The sequence below is a fragment of the Gordonia sp. NPDC003950 genome (assembly GCF_053605205.1).
The window spans coordinates 24,072-49,208 of sequence record NZ_JBSGIT010000033.1; the positions used below are offsets into that span (position 1 = coordinate 24,072).

The 25,137-nt window shown below is 67.2% G+C and carries 17 protein-coding genes, 1 tRNA gene and 1 pseudogene; 8 read left to right on the forward strand and 11 right to left on the reverse strand.

The window, feature by feature from the left end:
* Nucleotides 1-31: 31 nt before the first annotated feature.
* Nucleotides 32-934 (reverse strand): A/G-specific adenine glycosylase, encoded by a 903-nt coding sequence (locus ACWETB_RS22010; protein ID WP_452213648.1) that lies wholly within the window; start codon nucleotides 932-934, stop codon nucleotides 32-34.
* On the opposite strand from ACWETB_RS22010, the gene ACWETB_RS22015 reads away from it, so the two are divergent.
* Together ACWETB_RS22015 and ACWETB_RS22020 are read left to right on the forward strand one after the other, a co-directional pair.
* Complete coding sequence (locus ACWETB_RS22015) at nucleotides 933-1,610, forward strand: carbonic anhydrase (protein WP_348806624.1); 678 nt, start codon at nucleotides 933-935, stop codon at nucleotides 1,608-1,610. The genes ACWETB_RS22010 and ACWETB_RS22015 overlap by 2 nt on opposite strands.
* A 120-nt stretch (nucleotides 1,611-1,730) precedes the next feature.
* Nucleotides 1,731-2,501 (forward strand): hypothetical protein, encoded by a 771-nt coding sequence (locus tag ACWETB_RS22020; RefSeq protein ID WP_449741618.1) that lies wholly within the window; start codon nucleotides 1,731-1,733, stop codon nucleotides 2,499-2,501.
* Between the two features lie 38 nt (nucleotides 2,502-2,539).
* Here the strand turns inward: ACWETB_RS22020 and disA are convergent, their stop codons facing one another.
* Nucleotides 2,540-3,652, reverse strand: coding sequence for a DNA integrity scanning diadenylate cyclase DisA (gene disA / locus ACWETB_RS22025; RefSeq protein WP_348806626.1), 1,113 nt, complete (start codon nucleotides 3,650-3,652; stop codon nucleotides 2,540-2,542).
* Between the two features lie 110 nt (nucleotides 3,653-3,762).
* Here disA and ACWETB_RS22030 point away from each other — a divergent pair, with 110 nt between their 5' ends.
* Nucleotides 3,763-4,314 (forward strand): PaaI family thioesterase, encoded by a 552-nt coding sequence (locus ACWETB_RS22030; protein ID WP_452213668.1) that lies wholly within the window; start codon nucleotides 3,763-3,765, stop codon nucleotides 4,312-4,314.
* Between the two features lie 22 nt (nucleotides 4,315-4,336).
* On the opposite strand, the gene ACWETB_RS22035 is transcribed toward ACWETB_RS22030, so the two are convergent.
* The 5 genes from ACWETB_RS22035 to ACWETB_RS22055 form a co-directional block, all read right to left on the reverse strand.
* Complete coding sequence (locus tag ACWETB_RS22035) at nucleotides 4,337-5,329, reverse strand: alpha/beta hydrolase-fold protein (protein WP_452213651.1); 993 nt, start codon at nucleotides 5,327-5,329, stop codon at nucleotides 4,337-4,339.
* A gap of 148 nt (nucleotides 5,330-5,477) precedes the next feature.
* Nucleotides 5,478-6,872 carry a DNA repair protein RadA gene (gene radA / locus ACWETB_RS22040; protein ID WP_452213653.1) on the reverse strand — a complete coding sequence of 465 codons (1,395 nt, stop codon included), beginning with the start codon at nucleotides 6,870-6,872 and terminating at the stop codon, nucleotides 5,478-5,480.
* 80 nt (nucleotides 6,873-6,952) lie between these two features.
* A complete protein-coding gene (gene selB / locus ACWETB_RS22045) occupies nucleotides 6,953-8,761 on the reverse strand; it encodes a selenocysteine-specific translation elongation factor (RefSeq protein WP_452213655.1) in 1,809 nt (602 codons plus the stop codon).
* Nucleotides 8,761-10,092 carry an L-seryl-tRNA(Sec) selenium transferase gene (selA, locus tag ACWETB_RS22050; RefSeq protein WP_449741614.1) on the reverse strand — a complete coding sequence of 444 codons (1,332 nt, stop codon included), beginning with the start codon at nucleotides 10,090-10,092 and terminating at the stop codon, nucleotides 8,761-8,763. The genes selB and selA overlap by 1 nt, the downstream gene beginning before the upstream one ends.
* Nucleotides 10,093-10,108: 16 nt before the next feature.
* A tRNA-Sec gene (locus ACWETB_RS22055) sits at nucleotides 10,109-10,204 on the reverse strand.
* A 912-nt stretch (nucleotides 10,205-11,116) separates the two neighbouring features.
* Between ACWETB_RS22055 and selD the strand changes: the two genes are divergently transcribed.
* Entirely contained in the window at nucleotides 11,117-12,115 is a 999-nt protein-coding gene (gene selD, locus ACWETB_RS22060; protein ID WP_449741613.1) for a selenide, water dikinase SelD, read from the forward strand.
* Between the two features lie 600 nt (nucleotides 12,116-12,715).
* Nucleotides 12,716-13,117: pseudogene (locus ACWETB_RS22065) on the forward strand (GGDEF domain-containing protein); the annotation flags it as partial.
* 202 nt (nucleotides 13,118-13,319) lie between these two features.
* Here the strand turns inward: ACWETB_RS22065 and nrfD are convergent.
* Genes nrfD through fdh form a run of 3 tightly spaced genes read right to left on the reverse strand, consistent with a single transcriptional unit; the run spans nucleotide 13,320 to nucleotide 18,705 of the window.
* Nucleotides 13,320-14,423: an NrfD/PsrC family molybdoenzyme membrane anchor subunit gene (nrfD, locus tag ACWETB_RS22070; RefSeq protein ID WP_452213658.1), complete on the reverse strand. Its 1,104-nt coding sequence runs from the start codon at nucleotides 14,421-14,423 to the stop codon at nucleotides 13,320-13,322.
* A 1-nt stretch (nucleotide 14,424) separates the two neighbouring features.
* Nucleotides 14,425-15,423 carry a 4Fe-4S dicluster domain-containing protein gene (locus tag ACWETB_RS22075; RefSeq protein ID WP_452213660.1) on the reverse strand — a complete coding sequence of 333 codons (999 nt, stop codon included), beginning with the start codon at nucleotides 15,421-15,423 and terminating at the stop codon, nucleotides 14,425-14,427.
* Complete coding sequence (fdh, locus tag ACWETB_RS22080) at nucleotides 15,424-18,705, reverse strand: formate dehydrogenase (RefSeq protein ID WP_452213662.1); 3,282 nt, start codon at nucleotides 18,703-18,705, stop codon at nucleotides 15,424-15,426.
* A 147-nt stretch (nucleotides 18,706-18,852) separates the two neighbouring features.
* On the opposite strand from fdh, the gene ACWETB_RS22085 reads away from it, so the two are divergent.
* A complete protein-coding gene (locus ACWETB_RS22085; RefSeq protein WP_449741609.1) occupies nucleotides 18,853-19,236 on the forward strand; it encodes a hypothetical protein in 384 nt (127 codons plus the stop codon).
* A gap of 43 nt (nucleotides 19,237-19,279) precedes the next feature.
* Here ACWETB_RS22085 and ACWETB_RS22090 read toward each other — a convergent pair whose 3' ends face one another.
* On the reverse strand, nucleotides 19,280-21,556 hold the full coding sequence (locus tag ACWETB_RS22090) for a sensor histidine kinase (protein ID WP_452213664.1): 2,277 nt from the start codon (nucleotides 21,554-21,556) through the stop codon (nucleotides 19,280-19,282).
* Between the two features lie 101 nt (nucleotides 21,557-21,657).
* Here ACWETB_RS22090 and ACWETB_RS22095 point away from each other — a divergent pair, with 101 nt between their 5' ends.
* Both ACWETB_RS22095 and ACWETB_RS22100 read left to right on the forward strand, forming a co-directional pair.
* Nucleotides 21,658-22,305, forward strand: coding sequence for a response regulator (locus tag ACWETB_RS22095; protein WP_449741607.1), 648 nt, complete (start codon nucleotides 21,658-21,660; stop codon nucleotides 22,303-22,305).
* A gap of 137 nt (nucleotides 22,306-22,442) precedes the next feature.
* Nucleotides 22,443-25,046 (forward strand): Ig-like domain-containing protein, encoded by a 2,604-nt coding sequence (locus ACWETB_RS22100; RefSeq protein WP_452213666.1) that lies wholly within the window; start codon nucleotides 22,443-22,445, stop codon nucleotides 25,044-25,046.
* Nucleotides 25,047-25,137: the final 91 nt, after the last annotated feature.

Sequence of the window (25,137 nt, forward strand, 5' to 3'; positions counted from 1 at the left end):
CGACCGACCGGCGGCGCCGTCATCGGTCAAGTCATCCGGCGTCACCGTCGCCGGCCAGGCAGTATCGTCCGTCGCGGGTCAGTTCCACCAGTCCGTCGGTCAGCAGGGAATCCAGGGCGCGGTCACGCTGGCCGCCGTCGGTGGTCCAGACCGCGTCCAGGCGTGGTCGTTCAACCGGAATCGTGCTGTCGCGCAACACATCCAGCAACAACCCCCGCACCTGTCGGTCGGTCCCGGCGAACTTCTGGACTCGTTTCTTCGGACCGGTGTGGGCGGGACGGCCGAGCCCGACCCAGGTGCACGCGGTCACCGGGCAGGCATCGCAGCGGGGATTGCGGGCGGTGCACACCAGCGCGCCGAGTTCCATCAGCGCGGCCGAGTAACGGGGCGCGTTACGCGCATACGAGCCGTCGGCGGCGCGCGGAAGCAGCGCTTCGGCGTCGGTGAGATCGCGCTTCGACGCGTTGCCCGGTTCGGCGCGGCCATGCACCGCGCGTGCGATCACCCGGCGCACATTGGTGTCGACGACCGGCACGGCCTGTCCGTAGGCAAAGCAGGCGACGGCCCGCGCGGTGTAGTCGCCGATGCCGGGCAGGGTGAGCATCGTCGTCACGTCGTCGGGAACACGGTCGTCGTGATCGGCGGCGAGCACCTTGGCGCATTCGTGCAGGCGCAGGGCGCGGCGTGGATAGCCGAGTTTGCCCCAGGCCCGCAGAACGTCGGCGGCACTCGACGTCGCCATCGCCGACGGGGTCGGCCACCGCTGCACCCACTCCGTCCACGGGCCGACGACCCGCGACACCGGGGTCTGCTGCAGCATGATCTCGCTGATCAGGATCTGCCACCCGGAGAGCCCGCCGGCGCGCCATGGCAGATCACGTTCATTGCGGTCGAACCAACTCAAAACCGCCGACGGTGGCAGACTAGTCCCCATGATCGGACTGACCCCCAAACGCGCATGGCAGGTTCTGCTCGAGGGCAACAGGCGTTTTGTCGCCGGCGAATCGCAACATCCCAGTCAGGGTATCGAGGACCGGCATCGCCTCGTCGCCGGCCAGCATCCGCACGTCGTGCTCTTCGGTTGCGCCGATTCCCGCCTGGCCGCCGAGATCATCTTCGATCAGGGGCTCGGCGACATGTTCGTCGTACGCACCGCCGGTCACGTCCTCGACTCGGCCGTGCTCGGCTCGCTGGAGTACGCCGCCGAGGTCCTCGAGGTACCGCTGATCGTGATCCTCGGCCACGACAGCTGCGGTGCGGTCAAGGCCACCCTCGACGCCCTCGATGAACTGCAGATACCGGGTGGATACATCCGCGACGTCGTCGAACGCGTCACCCCCAGCATCCTGGCCGGCCGCAGCGAGGGACTGACCCGCGTCGACGAGTTCGAGGCCCGCCACGTCGTGGAGACCGGGCAGCTGCTGATGCAGCGCAGCCGCATCATCGCCGACCGCGTGGCCGCCGGAAAACTCGCCATCGTGGGCCTGACCTACGCACTGAGCGAGGGGGCCGTGCAGCTGCGCGGCGTGTACGGCGACATCGGGTCGGCCGACGTGGTAGTCCCGACCGTGGTCAAGCCGGCCGCTCTCCCCGAGGCCGAATCCGCCTGAGGCCTGACCGGCTCAGACCTGCATAGGCGTTGGGCCCGATACCTCACACGTCACACAAATTCATGCGACACGCCGCGCGTGGTCGCCGGGACCTGTCCGAATCGCCGTTAGCGTTGTGGCGTGATCGAACCGCAGGGCCCGCTCCCACCAGAAATCTATTGGCGACGACGCATTGTCGCCGGTGGAGTGCTGGTTGCCATCGTGGCCCTGGTGATCGGGCTGGTCGTGTGGACGCAGAGCGGCGGAAGTGACGACACCTCCAACACCGCTGCCACCGGAACCCCGTCGTCGACGACACCGTCGACGGCCACCACCAACGAATCCGTCGACCCGTCGCAGGCACCGTCCGGTGGTGGGGTCGGGGGCGGTGGCGGAGGTGGTGACGCCGGTGCTGCCGGTGCCTCGGAGAGCAGCGCGGCGCCATCCGGCGAGGCCGCCCCGTCGACGCCCGGTGCCACCCCGGTCGCCGGAGAGGCGGGCGTCCCGCTGTGCCCGGACAACAGCATCGCGGTGGTCCTCTACACCGACAAATCGACCTACACCACCAACAGCCAGCCGGTCTTCACCCTGGTCACCACCAACGCCGGCCTCAGTGCCTGCACACGTGACGTCGGCAAGGCCGCGCAGAACGTCGTCGTCCGCACCCTCGACGGAACCCGGACGCTGTGGTCGGCGCGCGACTGCTCGCCGATCAACACCGTCAACAACGTGGTCCTGCAGCCGCAGCAGCAGGTCAAGGACACCATCACCTGGTCCGGCACCACCAGTACCTCCGGCTGCAAGACGCCGCGCGAGCCGGTTCCCGCCGGTTCGTATCAGGCGATCGGCAAGATCGGTGAACGCGAATCCGAGCCGGTGACCTTCAACTTCGTGGCGCCGGCGACGCCGTAACACCGTCCGGTCGTCACAGGGTCTGGTCGTAATAGCGTCTAGTCGTACCGCTCGATACTCGACTCGGCCAGCCGCGACAATCCCTCGCGGATGTGGCGGGCCCAGATGCTGCCGATCCCCTCGACCGCCTGCAGGTCCGCCGCCGACGACGCCAGCAGTGCCTGCAGGGTGCCGAAACTGCGCACCAGGCGGTCCACGTGGGCGAACTGCAACCGTGAGATGCGGGCGAGCATGCGGTAACCGCGCGGACTCATCGCGGTGTCCTGTGCCTCGATGGTCGTGGGGTAACCGAACGCGCCGGCGAGCAGGGTGAGATCGAGGAGATCGGCGTCCGACAACGCCTCGATGGTCTCGAGGGTGCTGTGTACCTCTTCGGTGGTCGCGGGTTCGGGGCTGGCGTAGTAGTCGCGGACCAGCAATTCGCGGACGGCGTCGTTCTCCGCGATCAGTTCCTCGAGTTGCAGGCTCACCTGGCGGCCGTTGACGCCGAGTTCGAGGACATACTCCTCGATTTCCACGCCGACGCGCCGCACCATCTCCATCCGCTGGGCCGTCGACATGGCGTCGCGCAGCAGCACGTAATCCTCGATCTCGGCACGTCCGAGCGCGGAGATCACCTCGTCGAGGCGGGCCTTGTAGCGCTCGAGGGTCGACAGGGCCACGTTGGCGCGCGACAGGATCGGGTCCGGGCTCTCCACCACCCGCCGCACACCGTCAGCGTAGACACTGACAATCGACATCGACGCACTCACCGAGATGACCGGATGACCGGTCTGGATGGCGGTGCGTTCGGCCGCGCGGTGCCGGGTCCCGGACTCCTCGGTGGGGATCGACGGGTCGGGCACCAGCTGCACGTTGGCACGCACGATGTGCTTGCCGTCGGTGGACAGGACCACCGCACCGTCCATCTTGGCCAGCTCCCGCAGGCGGGTCGGCGCGAACTCGACGTCGAGGTGAAAGCCGCCGTCGCAGATGCGTTCCACGTCGGAGTCGTGACCGAGCACGATCAGGGCGCCCGTGCCGCCGCGCAGGATGCGTTCGAGACCATCGCGCAGGCCGGTGCCGGGGGCGACGCGGGCCAGCGTCGCCTTCAACAGTTCCGATCGTCCGCCGTCGGGGCGGCCGTGATCCGACCTGACTCCGTCGACCATGCTGGTGCATCCTCTCGATCATGCGGATCCACCCGTGCCACTGCGAGTGGTGACATGGCCTAGGGTAACGCTGCGTGAGCACCCCATCCGGACCGGCGCCTGAGCGCGGCATGGCGATACCCGACGATCTCGAACCGATGCAGCGGCATCCGAAGGCTGCCGGGCCGGACCAACCCATCCGGATGCACAATCCGATGTGTCTCGGCTGCGGCGAGGACGCCCCGCGCGGTCTGCATCTGGTGGTGCGGGCCGGACCCGCGGATGTCGCAGACGGTTTCTCGGTCGAAACCGAGATGTTGGTCGAGCCGTGGATGGAAGGCGGTCCCGGCGTCATCCACGGCGGCATCCTGTCCACCGCCTTCGACGAGGTGATGGGAACCGCTCCGCTGCTCGTCGGGCCGTCGGCGGTCACCGTGCACCTCGAGGTCGACTTCATCGCACCGATCCCGATCGGCTCGACCCTGCACCTGAGCGCCCGCCTGCTCGGCCGGCAGCGCCGCAAGGTCTACGTCGCGGCCAGTGCGCATCTCGGTGACCCGGATTCTGTTGTGGCGATCGGGCATTCGATCTTCGTGACCATCAACGCCCGGGAGCATTTCGCCGACCACCTGGACAACAGTCAGATGGCCGACGAATACCGGCAGCGCCTGTCCCGTCCGTGACGGACGCCGCCGATGATCAGTGTCAGCCGTTCTTGAACCATCCGGCGCGTTCGATGTTCCAGATGCCCTGCTGCCAATAGCCCCAGGCGTGGGTGCCGGTGATCGGGAAGTCGGTACGCAGGTGGACCCCGAATGCGGGAGCGAGCAGCGCGAACGAACGGCTCTGCTCACCGGCGACGGCCTCGATCGCCGTCGAGTTGAAACCGGTGAACAGGAAGCCGGCATTGTTGGCGCCGGCCGGCTGATGGTCACCCCAGATGCCGGTACCCGCATACATCCACAGGTGCAGCCCACTCATCCACGGCAGGTTCTCGATCGGGGACTTGTTGAAGGCCTGCAGATTCGGGAACCAGCCCCACATGTCGTTGAGGTTGTACCGACCGGCGTCCCACGCGGCCAGACGCATCATCGTCTGCATGCCGGTGGCGACGATGTTCATGAATCCCGACATCGACACGACCCGCGAATACAGGTCACGTCGCTGGTTACCGATCATCACCGCCTGGCTCGCCGACATCGACAGGCCGACCAGAGTGCGGTTGTGGAAGGCGTGCTTGTCCAGGAACTGGGGAAGGCTGTTCTTCAGGACCGATTCCCAGCGGTACGGGTTGACCTGACCGGCGCTGGTGCTCGGGGCATTCCAGTCGGCATAGAACGACGACTGCCCGCCGATCGGCATGACGACGTTGTAGCCGTGCTGCGACAGGTATGCGACGTTGGTCTCGCGTTCCCAACCGTTGTAGTCATTCGTTGCGCGCAGGCCGTCGAGGAAGATGACGGTCGGGGCGTTGGCCGGCGGGGTGGTCTGCGACGGCCAGGCACGCACCCACACCGGGTCGTCCATGCCATAGTTGTTGATCTTCTCGTTGATGAAGCCCTTCACCTTCGCGGCCGGTGGCCCCCAGGCGGTGGCGGTGGCCGCACCTGTCAGCAGCGCGGCGACGGTGACGACGGTGGCGATCACCGTGAACACCAGACGACGCACGCCCGTGACGTGGCCAGATCTCGATGGCATGAGACTCATTTCCCGACGAAGTGATGAAGCCGCGTACCCCGGCCACCCGACGCCGATACCCTACGCCACCTGTTGCCGGATCGTTACCCGTGCGAAGCGTGCATTCGGCGCCAATCGGTCTCCCCGTGGGCCGGCTCATATGAGCTGCTCAGAATGGCGCCTCGACAACCTGCAGGGTCGATGCCGCAAAGGCCTTCCCGGTGGCCTCGGCCAGGTTCGCGACGCGGGTGATGCGAATTCCCTTCGGCAGTTTCTCGTCGGTGCCGGACGGGATGAGGACGTGGCCGAATCCGAGGCGTTTGGCCTCGGCAACCCGGCGCGCGACCGCCGACACGCGCCGCACCTCACCGGCCAGGCCGACCTCACCGATGACGGCGGTGCTCCGCGGGATCGCCTTGTTCTGCAGGGCGGAGAACACCGCGAGTGCGATCGCCAGGTCGGCCGCCGGTTCGGTCACCCGCATCCCGCCGACGGTGGACACGTAGGCCTCGCTCTTGCCGATCGCCTCGATCCTCATTCGGCTCTGCAGGACTGCGAGGACCATCGCCACACGCGGTGAATCGAGCCCCGACACGGCGCGACGCGGGGTGGCCATCGTGGTCGGGGTGGTCAACGCCTGGATCTCACCGGCGAGGGCCCGTTTGCCGTCCATGGTGATCAACGTCGCCGAACCGCTGACGTCGGCGGCGTGATGGTGGACGAAGATGCCGGACGGGTCGGTGACCTGATGGATACCGTCGTCGCGTTGTTCGAAGCAGCCGACCTCGTCGGCCGCACCGAATCGGTTCTTGATGCCGCGCACCATCCGCAACGACGAGTGCCGATCGCCCTCGAAGGACAGCACCACGTCGACGAGATGCTCGAGCGACCGCGGGCCGGCGACGGCGCCGTCCTTGGTGACGTGCCCGACGAGGATGACCGCGAGGCCCCGGTTCTTGGCCAACGACACCAGCGCGGTGGTGACCGCGCGGATCTGGGTGGCCCCGCCGGTCACGCCGTCGGCCCCGGCGGCGACGACCGTCTGCACCGAGTCGACGATCATCAGTGACGGATGGACGGCATCGACATGTCCGAGAATCGTGGCGAGATCGGATTCGGCTGCGAGATAGATGTTCTCGTGCACGGCGTCGGTGCGTTCGGCGCGCATCCGGACCTGCCCCGCGGATTCCTCACCGGTGATGTAGAGCGCGCGACGACCCGACTGCGCCCAGTGCTTGACCGTCTCGAGCAGCAACGTGGACTTGCCGACGCCGGGCTCACCGGCCAGCAGGATCACCGAGCCCGGCACCACGCCGCGGCCCAGGACGCGGTCGAACTCGCCGATCCCGGTGGGGACGGCCGAGGAGGTCGCCGCGTCGACCGCGGTGATCGGAACGGCCGGGCTGGTCGGGGTGATGGTCGCCGTCGTGGCGCCGCCCGCCGACGTGATGGTGGTGACCTCGTCGAGTGCTCCCCAGGCGTGGCATTCGGGGCACCGCCCGAGCCACTTGGGTGCCTGGTAGCCGCACTCATTGCACCGGAAAACCGACTTGGATTTAGCCACGGGAGATCAGACTACGGTCGACCTCCGACAAGTCGGCTCAGGCGCGGTGGCGGTTGTGGACAGACCGCAGTGGCCCGCCGTCAGTGGAGCACCTCGCGGTGGCCGGCGTCGATGCGGCGCGTCCAGCCCCGGGCGTCGAGATGCTCGAGAAGCGGGATGACGACCCGTCGGGTGGTGTGCAGGGCACGGCGGGCGGCGCTGGTGGTGAACGGTTGCTCGAGAGTGGCCAGGGTGCGCATCGCCAGTGCCGGGGCCGTGGGCGCCAGGACGACGCCGGCGCCGAGGCGCAGTAGCCGTCGGGCGCGTTCGGCGGCGGCGAGTTCCCGGTCGCCGAGGCCGAGGGCGGCGAGGTCGTCGGCTTCGGGTGCGGCGAACGGGTCGGCGGCGAGACGCCGTTCCAGTGCGGCGACGGCATCGTCGGCCGGTCCGAGGTCAGTGGTGCGTTCCCGGGTCGCGAGGTGCCCGTTCTGGTGATCGACGCCGGACTGGGCGATCACCGCGTCGACGAGTGCGGCGTCGTCGGGAATGTCGAGGAGCGTGGGGACCGAGGCGCGCGACAGGCCGGGCGAGAGCGGGTCGTCGCGGTGGGTCGCGTCGACGGCGAGGCGCAGGCGGCGTGCCCAGTCGTCGAGCACGGTGGTGTCGACCCACCATTCGCCGATGGCGCGCACCGTTTCCGGTGGCGGATCGTCTGGCGTGTCGTCGGTGCCGATGAGCCCGAGACGGCGGAGGTGATCGACCCGGACGACGCCCCGTCGGGACACCTCGGCTTCTACGCTGGGGACCGACTGCATGGATGCCAATTGGGTTGCACGCCTGACGCCGTCGCCGCGGCGGCGCAGTTCCGGCGGATCGGCGTCGAGGATGCGTGCCCCGCCGACGATCCGGGTTCCGGGATCGCGCAACACCATTCGGTCACCGACGATCAGAGGGAGCGCATGGTCGAGATACAGCCGGGCGTGGTCGGCGCCGAATGGCCGGAGGCGGGCCGGTTGCGCGGAGGTGCCGATGTGGACGACGAGATGTTCTGGAACACTGCTGAAGTCGTCACCGCTGACCCGTGTGATGTCAACAATGGCGGTGTGTCGCCAGGAGTCGGGGGTGAGCAACACATCGCCGCGTGCGACGTCGCCGGTGTGGACGCCACGCAGGTTGACCGCGGTTCGACGGGTCGGGCCGATCTCGTTGCGTGGGTGCCCCTCGCTCTGCAGTCCGCGGACGGTGACGGTCCGGGTTCGGTTGGCGGCTGTGGACAGTTCGAGGCGGTCACCGGTGTGAATGGTTCCGGCGGAAAGGGTTCCGGTGACGACGGTTCCGGAACCGCCGATCGTGAACGACCGATCGACCCAGAGTCTGGTGGGTGCCGACGGTGACGGTGACGGGCCTTCGGCGAGAACGGTGTCGAGTGCGGCACGCAGCTCGTCCAAACCTCTCGCGGTTGCCGCCGAGGTGATCACCACGGGTGCGGAGGCCAGTCCGGTCGAGGACAATCCGGTCAGGGTGTCGGTGATGGTCTGGGTGATCCGATCGTCGGGGGCGAGGTCGGACCGGGTGATGACGATGACGCCCTGGTCGATCCCGAGCGCGGCGACCGCGTCCCGGTGATCCTCGGATTGGGCCTGCCAACCCTGATCGGCGGCGACGACGAACATCACGACGGGTGCGGCACCGAGTCCGGCCAGCATGTTGCCGAGGAATCGCTGATGGCCGGGTACGTCGACGAATGCCACGTCGGCGCCGGAAGGCAATGTGGTCCAGGCGAATCCGAGGTCGATGGTGAGGCCGCGTCGACGTTCCTCCTCCCAGCGGTCGGGTTCCATCCCGGTGAGGGCGTGAACCAGGCGACTCTTGCCGTGATCGACATGTCCGGCGGTCGCGACGACGAACACTATGAACCGGGGGTGGGTGTGACGCTGGACGGGGATGCGGTGGCGGCGCGGAGTGCGGTCAGGACGATGTCGTCATCGGCTTCCGGAATGCATCGGAGGTCGATGAGACTTGCGCCGTCGTGGACGCGGGGGAGTACCGCGGGTTCGCCGCTGCGCAGGCGCGCGGCGGCTGACTCTGGAAGTTGAAGTGCCCAGCCCGGCAACGGAACTCCGGGCGCACCGCCACCTCCGACGCGGCCATCGTGGGGGACGACCGGTACGTTCAGTTCGGCGGCCAGTCGTTCGGTGCGGGCACGTAGGCGCGCCGGGTCGGCGTGCAGGTAGGCGGCGACCGGTGGGGTTGCGCCGATGAGGGTGGCCTCCAGCGCCGCGAGGGTGAGCTTGTCGGTTCGTACCGCCCGGGCGAGCGGATGTCGGGACAGTCGGGTGATCAGCTCCGCGTCGCCGAGCATGATCCCGGCTTGTGGTCCGCCGAGAAGCTTGTCACCACTGGCGATCACGAGGTCGGCGCCCGCGTTGAGCGCCGTCGTCGCGTCCGGCTCGTCGGGCAGCATCCCGTCGGGTTGCAGGAGTCCGCTGCCCAGATCGACGACGAGAGGGATGCCGCGTTCGGTGCACAGTCCGCGGAGTTCGGTGAGTCCGACCTCGCTGGTGAACCCGTGGACCCGAAAGTTGCTGGGGTGCACCTTCAGTACGCATCCGGTGTCGGGGCCGATGGCGTCGGCGTAGTCCCGCAGGTGGGTGCGGTTGGTGGTGCCGATCTCGCGGAGGCGGGCACCTGTGGACATCATGAGGTCGGTGAGCCGGAATCCGGCGCCGATCTCGATCATCTCGCCGCGACTGATCACCACTTCGCGGCCGATGGCCAATGCGGTGGTGGTCAGCAGGAGCGCGGCGGCGCCGTTGTTGACGACGAGGGCGTCACCCGCGGCCGGACACGCGTCGAGAAGTGCCTGGCGGGTGGCGGTGCCGCGTCGTGACCGGGTGCCGGTGTTCAGATCCAACTCCACGTCGACGTATCCGCCGGCGGCGACCACCGCGGCGAGGGCTGCCGGTGACAATGGCGCCCGGCCGAGGTTCGTGTGCACGATGACACCGGTGGCGTTCAGGACGGGTCGAAGACTGTGCGGGAGTCGGACCGCCAGATTGTGGGATACCACCTCCGCCACGTCGGTGGGGGCGATCTCGCCTCGTCGGGCAGCGTCCTGTGCGTCGCGGATGACGTCTCGGATGACGTTGTCACCCAGACATTTCCGGGCATCGACGACACTCGGTTCGGCCAGCAGCTGATCGGTGCGTGGGATCTGCCGACGCGGATCTGCAGGCGTCACCGAACCTCCTTGGTCGTGGCGGAGGCGGACGGGAATCGAACCCGCCAGACCGAGATACTCGACCTCACCGGTTTTGAAGACCGGGGGGACCACCAGGAACCCTGACGCCTCCATGCCGTAACCAACTTAGGCCATTGTGCCGGTGAGGTCGATCCGTTGGGTTGGGGTCGTGGCGTAGACAGCACGTCGATCGCGGTCCTGAGTTTCTCTCCGAGTACGGCGTGCAGGCCGCCGGCGACGGTGAGGCGTCCGTGGTCGGAATCGCGGAGGTCCAGGGTGTTGATGGAGCGGTCTTCGCCGGTGGGTAGTCCGTCGGTGTCGTCGGCTTGCTGGTTGCCTCGGTTTTTGGCGTAGTCACGGATGTCGGCGGGGGTGGAGCGGGCGGTGGCGTGTCCGAGCAGGGCGATGCTGTGTGCGTCGCGTTCTTCGGCGGTGACGGGTTGTCCGGATCGTTTCTCGATGTGTGTCAGTCCTCTCACGATGGCGTCGGCGTGTTCGCCGAGAGTGTGCCCAACGAGGTGTGGCGGTGCACAGGAGTTCCTACAGCTCACGTTCCCCCGATGTCATCCACCGCAGTACGCCGGGTTTGCGGTCGTAGCAAGGGACAGTATTCTCCAAATCCGTTGCTGTGCATAATATGTGGTCTGTGGATAACGTGGTGTCGACGGGACTTCTTGTCGGCGGGGCGCGGCATGGACTGCTCTCTTGTCGGAAGGTGGTGTAGTGGTGGGGGTTTCAGTGTCATATTCGAGGTCCCGACCTCGACAAGCTCGGCCCGGCGGACCGACCCTCCGCTTGCGCTCCGGGTCGGCTCGACCGGCGGGATGGGACCGACTCGACCGTAATATGTGCGCTGTCAACGGAATAGAGAGCGCTGTCGGTGGGGATGAGAGCGCTGTCAGTGACGAGGAGAGCGCTGTCAACGGAATAGAGAGCGCTGTCAGTGAAGGGGAGGGCGCTGTCGTTGGGATGGTGGGCGTGAATCGGCGGTGCAACAGAGTTCGCGGCGCCTACCATCGGAGGCATGAGTGCCATCGATGACCCGCGGACCTTGCGACTGACCGGATTTGCCCACGGCGGGGGATGCGCGTGCAAGATTCCGCCGGGCGAGCTCGAGCAAGCGGTCGCGGGGTTGACCGGGCAGAGCGGGGACAACATCCTCGTCGGACTCGACGACGGTGATGATGCCGCGGCCGTGCGGGTGCGTGATGACCTCGCGGTTCTGTCCACCGCCGATTTCTTCACGCCCGTAGTCGACGATGCGTATACCTGGGGTGCGATCGCGGCGGCCAATGCCCTGTCCGACATCTACGCCATGGGTGGGCAGCCCGTCGTGGCGATCAATCTCGTCGGCTGGCCACGCGATGTCCTGCCCATGGAACTGATGACCGAGGTGTTGCGAGGCGGACTCGATGTCGCGGGCCGTGCCGGATGTCCGGTGATCGGTGGCCACAGCATCGATGACCCCGAACCCAAGTACGGGATGGCCGTCACCGGGACCGCCCGCCCGGACCGGTTGATCCGTAACGACGCGGCGGTCGCCGGACTGCCCATCACACTCACCAAACCGATCGGGGTCGGCCTCCTCAACAACCGGCACAAGCAGACCGGCGAGACCTTCGGTGCCGCGGTCGAGGTGATGACCACACTCAACGGCCCGGCGTCGGAGGCCGCCCTGGCCGCCGGGATCCGAGCCGGCACCGACGTCACCGGCTTCGGATTGCTCGGACACCTCCACAAGCTCGCCCGCGCCTCGGGTGTGGGCGCGATCATCGAGCGTCAGGCGGTGCCCGCCGTCGACGGTGCCCTCGACGCACTCCACGAGGGATTCGTCTCCGGCGGCACCCGACGCAACCTCGACTGGGTCCGCCCCCACCTGCACGCCGGCGCCGGTATCGACGAGCAGGATCTCCTGTTTCTCGCCGACGCCCAGACCTCCGGTGGGCTCCTCCTGGTCGGGGAGGTGCCGGGCTATCCGGTGATCGGCGAGATCGTCGAGGCGCCCGGCATCGTCGTCCGATAGACACCCGGCGACCTGATAGCAGATTCGCTATACTCCCAGCAGCAATTCACGTGGGCGTAGAGGGGGACTTTGATGCCCAACAGTGTGTCGGGTCTTGCTGCGTGGTTCTTTCGTCGGGGCGAAGTGGAGTGGGGGGCTCCGTTCTTCGCCCGTCGGGGAAAGTCGACCATGAAGCGCGTGGTCTTGTCGATCGGCGCCGCGACGCTGGCACTGACATCGACGACGGCGGCGCTTTCGCCGCCGAACGAGTTCAGTGCACCAGTGCGCGCGGCAATGGTCGTCAGCGCGGTCGCGGCAGTCCTCTACGCACTCCGGATGTGGACCTCGCCGTTACCCGGCAGCGGTGGCGCAACGGTGGCCGCACTGGCGAGCACCGCGGGTATCTCGGCGGCCTGCCTCGATCATCCCTCCGCCGCGATAGGTCTGGCCGGAACCGCGCTGTTCTTCCTGATCAGCGTCTTCATCGCCTTCTACTGCAATCCCATGACCCACCTCGTGCATGCATTGGTTGCTGCCACGGTGATCGCGATCCTCACCGTGCGACTGGCCGATGGCGGTGCCGAACAGGTCGCCTTGGCGATCTCCAAGGGCGCCGGGCCGATGGTTCTGGTCCTGATAATCTTCCCGGTCTGCCACTACATCCTCTCGCTGCTCGGCTCCGATGCCCTGGTGGCTCATGACGATCCGCTGACTCGACTGGCGGATCGTCGGGGGCTCACCACATTTGCCAGAGCATCCGCCAAGCCCGGCCGCCACATGACCGCCGTTCTCGTCGACATCGACGACTTCAAGTTGATCAACGACACCTACGGTCACGCCGTCGGCGACACGGTGCTGGTGCAGGTCGCCAATCGCATCGCCGATCTCGCCGCAAAACTGAAGTCGCAGAACCGCAACGTCATCAGCGCGCGCACCGGCGGCGAGGAATTCGTCATGATCATCGACGCCGACCTCGCCTCGGCATGCGCCGCCGCATCCGACCTCTGCGCGGTGATCGCCGACCACATCTCACCCCCCGGTCACCGTCAGCATCGGCGTGAGCGTCACCACCGTCACCGAATGCTGGGATCTGGAGGAGCTGATCAGGACGGCAGACCGGGCCATGTATCGCGCAAAGATGCAGGGCGGCAATCAGGTTGCCGCAGCCGACGACCCGCCCGCCTCCGTCGAGGGCCGAATCCCGGTGTGGGTGTTGCCCCGAGATTCAGTACCCGGTGGTGATGGAGTCGTCGACGATCCCGGAGGCACGACGGGCGGCGAGACGCCGCTTCTGCGGGATGATGGTGTACCGGGGATCCTTGGCGGACTCGATACCGGCGTGAAAGACCCCGAACCGGGTACACGCCGACGCCGCCAACAGCGTCACGCCCGACGCCGCGGACAGAATGCGTGAGCGGCCCGACACCACCGCGCCGATCCCGCCGACGACGGCGAGACGCTCGGCCCAGCGCATCAATGTGCCCGGCGTCCCGTGGTGCAACGGCTCGGCGGCAACGGGATCCATCCGCGACTCCATGATGCGGGTGGCCGCCACATCGCCGGCGGCACCGAGTGCTGCGAGGACACGTGCGGGTGCGGCCTCGCCGAGCGGTGTGGTCACCATCGCCAAACCGCTCGCGGCGAGACTCGCCGAGCTGACGAAGACGAACGGCAGGTCGCGGTGCATCGCATTCCACGTCGGTGTCGCCGTGTCGCCGAGCAGCACCGCCGTGTACACCGCGAGGAACGGCCCGACGCCACCCGCGGCCAACCCGGCCGGAGCTTCGACGGTTCGCAGCACAGATCGTAACGGCCCCAACGGGAGTCGTTCTCCGGTGAGTCGATCGATGTCGGCCACCGCGGCCACGCCGAGTGCACCGGAGAAGGCAGACAGAATCCATGACCCCACACTCATCGGTGAGGTGACCTTGAAGGTGCGCAACATGTTGTAGAAGCGATCGGGGCGGCCCAGATCGGCGACGAGAGCGACCGCGCCCACGCCGACCGCCGCCAGACCACCCAATCGTGTGTTGCGCCGCAACGTGTCTCGTCCGGTCAGCTGGGCACCCGCGGCGAGGACACCGGAACCGCCGGCGACTCCGCCGAGGAAGAGATAGAGCGCGATCTCGTCACCCCAGGGTGGTGGCTTGACCACCGGGTGGCCGTAATAGCCGGCGCCGGTCAGCTTTTTGACCTCGACGTCGGGAACCATGGACATCTCGGCGCTGCCATCGGCACGGCCGGGGCGGCGGAGGGCGCCGATTCGTTTGCCGCGGCGCCTCTTTCGCGACGGTTCGGGCGGCCGGGTGGCGTCGTAGTCGGAGGTCATGTCACCGTCGACCGGTCAGGAACGAGATGGCCGCTGCCGCAAGCATTCCGGCCGCGGCGACTCCGGCGCGACGGTACATGCTCGGCAGGTCGGCGGTACATACCCGAGGGTCCGGTGGCAGGCCGTACACCTCGGGTTCGTCGAGCAGCAGGAATACCGAACCGGTCCCGCCGACACCGTCGTTCTCGTTGGCGCCGTACAGCCGTGCCTCGGTCATCCCCTGGGCGTGCAACTGTGCGACGCGCTCGTGGGCGTTCTCGACGAGATCGTCGTGATCGCCGAACTTGATCGACGTGGTCGGGCAGGTCTTGGCGCAGGCCGGGGTCTCGTCGTCGACGAGGCGGTCGTAACAGAGCGTGCACTTCTGTGCCACACCACGTCTGGGCACCTCGGGTTGTTCACCCTTGCGTTCACCCTGCCGGGTGGTGGGGGCGGCGGTGCCGTCGGCCCGTCGCTCCACCACCCCGAACGGGCAACCCGCCACGCAGGTGCCGCATCCGTTACACACGTCGTGCTGCACCACCACCGTGCCGAACTCGGTACGGAACAGCGCCCCGGTCGGACAGACGTCCAAACATCCCGCGTGCGTGCAGTGTTTGCACACATCCGACGACATCAGCCACCGGAACTCGGGGGTGTCGGGAGTGACGGCCGCGGGTGCCTCGGGTGGATCCGGCGCCATCGGAGGAGGCATCGGCATCCCGAGATCGGTGAGCTGCCTGCCGGATTCACGGGCGGTCTCGATGCGTTCGCGATCCTGCTCGATGAATGCGACATGCCGCCAGGTGCTCGCACCCAGGGCGACGGTGTTGTCGTAGGACATGCCGGTCAGCTCGAGGTCGCCGTCGCGGGGATTGCGGTTCCACTCCTTGCAGGCCACCTCACATGCCTTGCAGCCGATGCAGATCGACGTGTCGGTGAAGAATCCCTTGCGGGGACGCTCGCGATCGCCCCAATGCGCGTCGGCACTCGGATCGGTGGGTCCGGACAGCTGCCCCATCTACTCCTCCTCCCGCTCGGTGAGCCGGACGTTGTCGGTCTCGACCGTCGTCCCCGAACGACGCTGATACTCCGCCACCAGATCCAGCAGTGCCTGCCCACGTGGCCGCCGACCGGCGACCACATCGCAGGAACCCACCTTGGATTCCTGGATCTGGACGTTGGGATCCAGTGTGACACCGATCAGATCGTTGGCGGCGTCACCGCTGACCACGGCGTCCGAGCCCACCCCCCAGTGATAGGGCAGGCCCACCTGGTGGACGTCGCGGCCGTTGATCCGCAGCGGGGTGAGCCGGTCGGTCACCAGCACCCGCGCCTCGATGGCCGCACGCGGCGAGATGATGGTCGCCCATCCCTCGTTCACCAGTCCGCGTTCGGCGGCGAGTTCCGGTGACACCTCGCAGAACATCTCCGGCTGCAACTCCGCCAGGAACGGCGACCAGCGGCTCATCCCACCCGCGGTGTGATGTTCGGTGAGCCGGTAGGTGGTGAACACGAACGGATACACCTCGCTGCCCGGGGAGTCGGCGCTCGGTGCGTCCAGATTGTCGGTGCGCGCGAAGATCACCCGGGCGGGCGCCTGCTGCTGCGGATACAACGCGTTGGCCACCGGTGATTCCTGCGGCTCGTAGTGCGCCGGCAACGGGCCGTCGACCAGACCCTTCGGCGCGAAGAGCCATGCCTTGCCGTCGGATTGCATGATGAACGGATCGACACCGGAGAGTCCGTCGGCGCCACCGAGTTCCGGGTCGGGTCGGGTATCGGGAGCCTTGTCGACCGGGAAGTCCGGGACGTCGTCGCCGACCCAGCGACGCGCTTGCGCATCCCACCAGAGGTAGCGTTTGCGTTCACTCCACGGTTTGCCGTCGGGATCGGCCGATGCCCGGTTGTAGAGGATGCGCCGATCTGCCGGCCACACCCAGCCCCACTCGTGCTGGCTCACCGAATTCCCGCCCTGCGGAACCCGTCTCGCGGCCTGATTACTGGCGTGCGCGTACACGCCGGTGTAGATCCAGCAGCCACCGGCCGTGGTCCCGTCGGCACGCATCTGGGTGTAGGAGGTGAGATTGTCGCCCTGCTCCGGCCCAGAAGTGAAGTAGCCGTTGATCTCCGAGAGCACCGACTCCGGTTCGGGATTGCCGTGCTCGTCGAGCGGATAGTCCCACGTCATGTCCAGTAGCGGGCGGTCGCGTTCGTCGGTGGAGTCGGCGAGTCGTTCCCGAATCCTCTTGCCCAACTCGTAAAAGAAGTCCAGTTCGCTCTGTGCCTGCCCGGGCGGTGCCACCGCCTGATGGCGCCACTGCACCATGCGCTGGGTCTGGGTGAACGACCCGGCCTTCTCGACGTGCGTGGCCGCGGGCATGAAGAACACCTCGGTGCCGATGTCGGTGGAACGCAGTTCACCCGAATCGATCTCGGGGCCCTCCTTCCACCAGGTCGCCGACTCGATCATGTTGAGGTCGCGGACCACCAGCCACTTCAGCTTGGACATGGCGAGGCGTTGTTGCCGTCCGTTGGCCGACCCGACCGCCGGATTCTGGCCCAGCACGAAGTACCCCTCGACCGTGCCGTCGAGCATGGCGACCGTCGTCTGGTACGTCCCGGCCGGCCCGTTCAGCCGCGGCAGATAGTCGAAGGCCCAATCGTTCTCGGCGGTCGCGGCATCTCCGAACCACGCCTTGAGCAGGCTCACCATATACGCGTCGGCGTAGGCCCAGTAGCCCTTCTGATGCGGTGACCCGACGGCGTCGAGGTAGTCCCCGAAGCTGTCGTGCTTGCCGACCGACGGCATCGGCAGATACCCCGGCAGCAGATTGAACAATGTCGGGATGTCGGTGGAACCCTGGATGCTGGCATGCCCGCGCAACGCCATGATGCCGCTGCCCGGCCGTCCGACGTTGCCCATCAGCAACTGCAGAATCGCTGCGGTGCGGATGAATTGGGCGCCCAGCGTGTGCTGCGTCCAGCCGGTCGCATACCCGAAACAGGTGGTGCGTTCACGTCCCGAGTTGTCCGCGATCGACTCGGCGAGATAGGTGAACTCCTCGATGGAGATGCCGCACATGTCGCGCACCATCTCCGGTGTGTAGCGGGCGAAATGGCGCGAAAGGATCTGGAACACCGACCGCGGATGGGTGAGCGTCTCGTCCCGATAGATGCCCGACGGATCGAGGGCGGGACCACCCGAACCGTGCGACTCACCCACGCCGCGTTCACCTTCGGTGGGTGCGGAGCGGTCCCGGCCGGAACCGGCGTCGTCACCGCCCTCGGCACGGTCATACGCCCACGTCGACGGGTCATAGCTGCCGGACTCGGGATCGAAACCGGAGAACAGACCGTCGAGATCCTCGGTGTCGCGGAACTCCGGAGACACCAGCGTCGCCGCATTCGTATACGCGACAACGTAATCCCGGAAGTACCGCTCGTGGGTGATCATGTAGTTGATCAGGCCACCGAGCAACACCACATCAGAGCCGACGCGGATCGAGATGTGCTTGTCGGCGTTGGCCGAGGTCCGGGTGAACCGCGGGTCGACGTGAATGACGCGCGCTCCCCGCGAGCGTGCCTCCACCACCCACTGGAATCCGACCGGATGTGCCTCGGCCATGTTGCCGCCGATGAGCACGATGCAGTCCGAATTGGCCATGTCCTGCAGTGATTGCGTGGCGCCGCCGCGTCCAAATGAGGCTCCCAAACTGGGAACAGTGGCGGAGTGTCATATACGCGCCTGATTCTCGATCTGGACGGCACCTGCCGCGGTGAAGAGCTTCTTGATCAGATAGTTCTCTTCGTTGTCCAGTGTCGCGCCGCCCAGCGAGGCAATTCCCATGGTGCGCCGCAGGATTCGGCCCTGATCGTCGACGTCCTGCCAGGTCCGGCGTCGTGACTCGACGAACCGGTCGGCGATCATGTCGATCGCGGTGTCCAGATCGAGGTCGGTCCACTCGGTGGCATACGGCGCGCGGTAACGGATCTTCTTCTGCCGCAACGGGTTGTTGACCAGCTGCTCGCTCGACGCACCCTTCGGGCACAGTCGACCGCGCGAGATCGGGGAGTCGGGATCACCCTCGATCTGGGTGACGCGCCCGTCCTTGACGTAGACCTTCTGCCCGCAGCCGACGGCACAGAACGGGCAGACAGTCTGCACCACGGCGTCGGCCGTCGCGGTCCGCGGCACCACCGCGCGGGTACGCGCCGACTGCACGGCCGGACCACGGCCGAACGTGTCGCCGGAGCGCAATTGCCGGAAGACCGGCCACTCCAGGGGGCTGAAGGAGGGCACGAGGCGAGTCTAGCCCGGCGGCCGTCGTCACGGCCGGTGGTGCCCCCAAAAGATGGGGCATGTGCCCGGATCGGGAACTCTCTAGCGTTCGTGGTGACACGGACAGACCCGTGTGACCAGCGTGAATTGGATCGAAGGAAGGCCCTGATGAAACTGACGAGGTTCGTCTCCGCGTCCGCATTCGCCGTCGCCGCAGCAGCGGCGATGGCAGCGCCGGCACACGCCGACGTCGAGTCGATTGCCATCGCCGACCCCCTCGGGGGTTCGTATGCGAGTTCGTGTACCTATCGGGTCGTCGGTGCGGCGACCGGCAACTCTCCGGTGAGCTTCCTCCAGAAGGCCCCCGGCTCGGCGGTGTTCGTCCCGGTGGGAGCGAATGCGTTGCCCATCAACGGCGGTGTCGCGTTCTCCTGGACGCCGTCGACCGCAGGGAAATACACCCTGAAACTCGAACAGGGCTCTACGTCGAAGGAGGAGACCGTCGATGTTGCCACCGGAATCAACCTGGGCAGTCTCTGCATGGCGCTGTGAGGCGAGTCCCGCGGCGCGTGCGCCGATACCCGACGCGGGTGCGTCATCGAGGTTGCTGGGTGGCCATCTCAGTGACCGTCGATCGCACGTGCCCGGCTCGATCGATGTCGATCCATTCGCAGCGATCGCCGTCCTCGGTCACGACGGTCACCGCCATCGATCGGGCCGGTGGCAGGCTACGTATCCGCACCGTGCCGGCCCGGTTGGCGGCCAGAGCGTTCACGATGACGCGACGCGTGGCGTCGTCGAGCGGAGTCGATCGATCGGTGTCGTTCCCGTCGAGACCACGGTCATCGAGCAGGGTGACCGTCACCCCGCGTCGGCGTGCATCGACGACGGCCGCGTCGACGTCGGGGGTACACAAACCCCTGGCACGCAGGAGGTCTCGAAGTCGCGCCTCGGTCAACTCGCATTGCGCTCGGGTGGCCTCGTCGATTCGAGCACCCTCCGCCAGCCGCAGCAGCAGTGGGCGCGCCAGGGCGGTGACGGGGGTCAGCTGGAGTTCTCGCTCATGCGCCGCGGTCTGGGCTGCGGCCGCGTCGGCGGCGGCCCTCGTCGCCCGGCTACGTGCGTCAATGAGGTTGCGCGCCAACGTCCGGTTGACCCGCGCGAAGACGATCGCGATGGCGACGAAACCACCCGACGGGCCGATCAGCAGAATCCCGGGCAGCGCTGTGCCCTCACGCACGAATGACCACGTGCCGACCACCATCAGCGCCGCCAGAAACCCGATGATCGCGGCATATGAGCGGCGGCGCATCCCCAGGATCGACACCACCAGCGCGGGAGGTCCGCTCACCCACAGTGGAATTGCCTGAATGCCGTCGTCGAGAGAGAACAGGTAGGTGGCGCACATGAATGCCGGAGTTGCCGCGATGATCAGCGTCGGCAGGCGCGGTGGCCGGTCGGAATCGCCGGTGACCAGCAAGGCGGTCGACACCGCGAGAGCGGCGATGACGACGACCGGAACCCACCACGGCACCGCTCCCGGGGTGGCCACCGCCGATGCCGCGATCACCGCCACCACCAGTGCGCCGAGGCGGCGGCCGGTCGGCGACCGAATGCCGAGCAGATCGGTGGTGTTGACGGCGGCGGGAACGTCGGTCGCGCGCCATGACACCGTGACGGTGGTGCCGGTTCCGGGCGACGAGGTGATCACCGCGTCGCCACCGCGCACCCGGCGCATGCGTTCGCGGATGGAGAACGCGATCCCGAGTCGTTCCCGCGGCGTGGCGGCGGGATCGAAGCCCGCGCCCTCGTCGGTGACGGTGACGGTGACCCGATGATCGGTGACGCTGATGTGGGCGCGACGCGGTCGGTCGGCGGGGACATGCCGGTAACAGTTGCGAGTGGCCTCGGCGGTGGCACCGACCAGTGCGGCGATCGCGTTCACCGGATAGGTCGAGGAAGCGTGCGCTCGCACGTCGGTGGTCACGTCGATCTCGGGATCGTTGTGCCGCGTGGCGTCGGCGATCGCGGCCGCGACGCGATCCGCATCCGGATCGAGTCCGGCGTTGGTCGCGCGAACGGTGGAATCAAGCGCCTCGAGGGCACGCGCGGCGCGCCGCGGCAGATGCGCCGAATCGGGGTTGCGGTCGGCCTCCAGCAGGCTCGCCATGATCTCGTCATGCGTCAGCGCCCGTGCGACGGTGCGTTCGGCGGAACGGGCGGTGGTGGCGGCGGTGTCCTCGGCGAGCGCGATCGCGGTGGCCTCGGTCCGATCGAGCTCGGCGGCCGTGCGCAGACCCGAGATACCCAGGGCCAGCGGGACCACGGCGAAAGCTGCGCTGCACGCCGCGTCGGTGAGCATCGTCGCCATCCCCGAAAAGCTCTGTGCCACATTGCTGGTCAACCGGATTGCGACGGCGATGGCGAGCAGGTAGACGGCCGCCACGGCCGGTGGCCAGGCGATCATCGCGCAGATGCTGCCCAGCACCACGAACGGGCCCAACCAGAACACCGTGGCGTCATCGAGATGGGTTCCGTCCCAGGCCACCCACCACAGGGCCACGGCCACCAGGATGCCGAGGGTACCGACCCGCGCCCAGCGTCGGAGCCAGGTCGTATCCCAGGACAAGGCGCCGTACAGGCCGACGACCAGGCCGGGCACCACGACGATGGCGATGGCGACCGGCGTCCACCAGAACGCCGACACGGCCCGGGCCTGCGCCACCGCGGGCAGCAGGAACGGGAGGAAGACGAGATAGGCCACGCCCGCGAAGATGCCGTAGTGGCGCAGGGTGCGGGCGACGGCGGAGTTGGTGTCGGCAGGCCCGGTCATCGGCATCACGAGCCGGGTGAGGGACCTGGGTGAGCTCACCGTGCGAATTATCCCGATGTCGGCATGAATTCGTTCGGACTCTGAGCGAATGACATGACAATTGGTTTCGATAGAGGACACATGACATGCGGAGGTGGACGATGACGTGGCGCATCGGAGTGGTCGACGACCACGAATCGGTGATCGAGGGCGTGCGGGCGTTTCTGGGCGACTCATCCGACGTCGAGTTCGTGCGGGGCGCTCCGACGGTCGCCGGGCTGCTGACGGCGCTCGGCGACGACGGGCTCGACCTCGTCGTGCTGGATCTGCGACTCAACGACGGCACCACACCCGCCGACAACATTGCCGCGTTGGCCGACGCCGGGATGGCGACCCTGATCTACACCTCCGGCGATGAGCCGTACCTCGTTCGTGAGGCCGCCGGTGCCGGCACCCTCGGAGTGGTGCGCAAGAGCGCCGCCAAGGCCGAGGTCTGCGCGGCCATCCGCGCGGCCGCGTCGGGGTCGACGGTGCCGTCGATGGAATGGGCGGCCGCCCTCGACTCCGATCCCGGCTTCGTCAACCTCTCGCCGCGTCTGCGAGAGGTGTTGGAACTCTACGCATCCGGCGGGTCGGCCGGTCATGTTGCCCGGGTGACCGGGCTGTCGGCGGACACGGTCAGTGAGTACATCGACCGCATTCGGACGAAATACCGTGAGGCACATCGTGATGCGCCGACGAAGACCGACCTCTACAAGCGTGCCGTCGAGGACGGGTGGCTGCCGATGCCGCATCGTGGGATGGGCTGATCGTCCTCGTCGTCGCTTGGCTGGATGCCCCCCAAAGAGGGGGCTGTCGGAGATCGTGACGGCTTCGTAGCGTCAGAGGTGTTGAAGCGCCGGACTGTTGACCGGCGCACACACTCATGGCGTGAAGGAGATCGGCGATGACGAGTTCACGAGCTTCGGGTGGTGTCCGGGGCGCCAGGGTGGCCGCCGCCGGCGTGGGAATCGGGGCGGTGCTGTGGTGGGGTGGCCAAGCGACGATGACGGGCTGGGCGTATGCCGAGCCCGACGACTCGTCGGCCGTCGCAACGCAGGAGGCGGTGCCCGGTTCCGACGATGAGACAGACGCGGCGGATGTGCCGGACGACACCGCAGGTCAGGCGGTGGAGTCCGAACCGGTGGCACCCGAGTCTGTGGCGCCACCATCGGCCGAATCGGGCGACGCCGGGGCGACGGTGACGGAACCGGCCGCGCCGGCAACTTCCGAGGAACCTGCGGTGACACCGCCGGTCACAGAAGTCGAAGCGGCGCAGGGCCCCCTCGCGCAAAACGAGCAACCTGCCTCCCAACCCTCCGCTATCTCCGAACCTGCTGATGTGCAAGCGGTTACGTCCGTCGAAGCCCCCGCATCACCAGGCGTATCTCCTCAGGGATCGGTCGATGACCACACACCCTCGACCGGTGACGCTCAGCCCGACGATTCGGAGCCTGCTGCGGTATCCCGCGCGGCGGCCCTGCTGGACGTCGAGGCGCCGCCCACGGTGGCCGCCGGGCCGTTGACCGTGGTCGGTTCGACACCCGCGCCTCTCACGATCGTCGACGGTGTGCCGGTGGTGAACGCACCGACGAAGTTCGTCGCCACGGTGCTGGGATTCCTGGGATTCAACCCGTTTGCCGACACCGCCGGCGGGACCACGGTCCCGTCACCGGCATTGGTGTTCGCGTGGGGTCTGTGGCAGCAGATCAACCGTCGCGTGTTCAATTCGTATCCGGTGCTGTCGCCGTCGACACCGACAACCAATTCCGATGGGACGGTGCGTGGTTCGCTCGGTGCCAGCGATCCGGATCGAGATGTGCTGACCTACACCCTGGTCACCGCGCCCGAGCGCGGGACCGTGGTGATCAACCCCGACGGAACCTATGTCTACACCCCGGATGCGGAGTATGCACACGAACTGTCTGTGAATGGTGGTAGCGCGTCCGGATCGGATTCGTTCACCGTCTCCGTCAGCGACGACACCGCGGTCAACGGTTCGCACCTGCACTGGCTTTCGGCGACAGAGCGGTCCTCGGGTACGTTGACGGTCGCGGTGACGATTCTGCCGACGAATGTCGATCCGGAACTGTCGGTGGGTTCGTCGCCGTCGGGTGCCTCGACGGTGTACACGGTCGCCGCCAGTGACGCCGATGGTGATCCGGTGACGGTGTCGGCGTCGACGCCCGCGCATGGAACTGTTGTCGACAATGGTGATGGGACGTGGACGTATACGCCGAATGCCGGTTACGCACATGATCTTTCGTCGGGTGGGTCGACCACTGCGGGGAGCGATTCGATCGTGTTCGGTGCCGGTGATGGGCATGGTGGTGCGGATTCGGTGACGGTGACTCCGTCGATCGCGCCGACGAATGTGTCGCCGGTGGTGTCGGTGGTGACGAGTTGGGCGAACGCGGATGGGTCGACGACGTACGTGTTGACCTCGGTCGATGCCGACGGGGACGCGACCACAATGGCCATCTCGGTTGAGCCACAGCATGGTTCCCTGACCGTCATTCCCGATGCGGCGGGCGGGCCGTTGATCATCTACACCCCGGACCCGAACTACGCGCATTCGCTGAGTGCGGGTGGGGCGAGCATCGCGGGAGAAGATTCGTTCACCGTCACCGTTACCGACCACCACGGAGGTCAGAGTTCCTCGTCGCTCACTCCCTCGATCACCCCGACGAATATGGTGCCCACCCTGACGGTGTCTTCGGTGACTCCGGTGGCCGACGTGATCGCCACGGGGGCGTCGACCACCCCGAACGCCGTCACTGTCGGTTCCGACGGCCTCCTCACGTATGTCGGAGGTACCAACGCCGGCGAGGTCTACATCATAGACTCCGACCCCACGAGTGCGACCTACAACGAGATCGTCGGCACCATCGCCTCACCGTACGCAACGGGTGTTATTGCAACGCCCGACGGGCACACGCTCTACGTCGCCAACATGTATTCGCCGGGAACAGTGTCGGTGTTCGCCGTGGATCCGTCGAATCCAGGTGTGGCGACGGCGATCACGACCCTATCGCTCGGGCCCTTCCCCGGTGACCTGGCGATCAGCCCGGACGGACACACGCTGTATGTCGCGACGACGTCCGATGTGCGTGCCTTCGACATTTCCGGTGGCCCGGACCATGTAACACCGACGGCCACGTATCTGCCGGGTGTGTTTGTCACCGGAGCAGTGGTCAGCCCGGACAACACCCGGCTCTACCTCACTGGTGGAAGTAGCGTCTACGTCATCGACAACGATCCGGTCAGCGGGACATATCGGCAGGTGGTGGGCACGATCGCGATTCCCGCAACGACCGGGGCCGCGATCAGTCCGGACGGCTCGAGGCTCTACGTCAGCAGTCAAAGCAGCCAGGCGATATCGGTCGTTGATGTCGATCCCGCCAGTCCGACATACAAGCAGATCATGGCCACCGTACCGACCACCACCGCGACTGCCAGCGATCTTGCCCTGACCCCTGACGGAACGCGCTTGTACGTCACCCACTACTGAATCCCCCTAGGTTTCGTGCCGCTTCCTTTTGAGTCAGGAAGGATGAGCACATGCCCAAGAAGATCGATCCGGAGGTCAAGGCGCGCGCGTT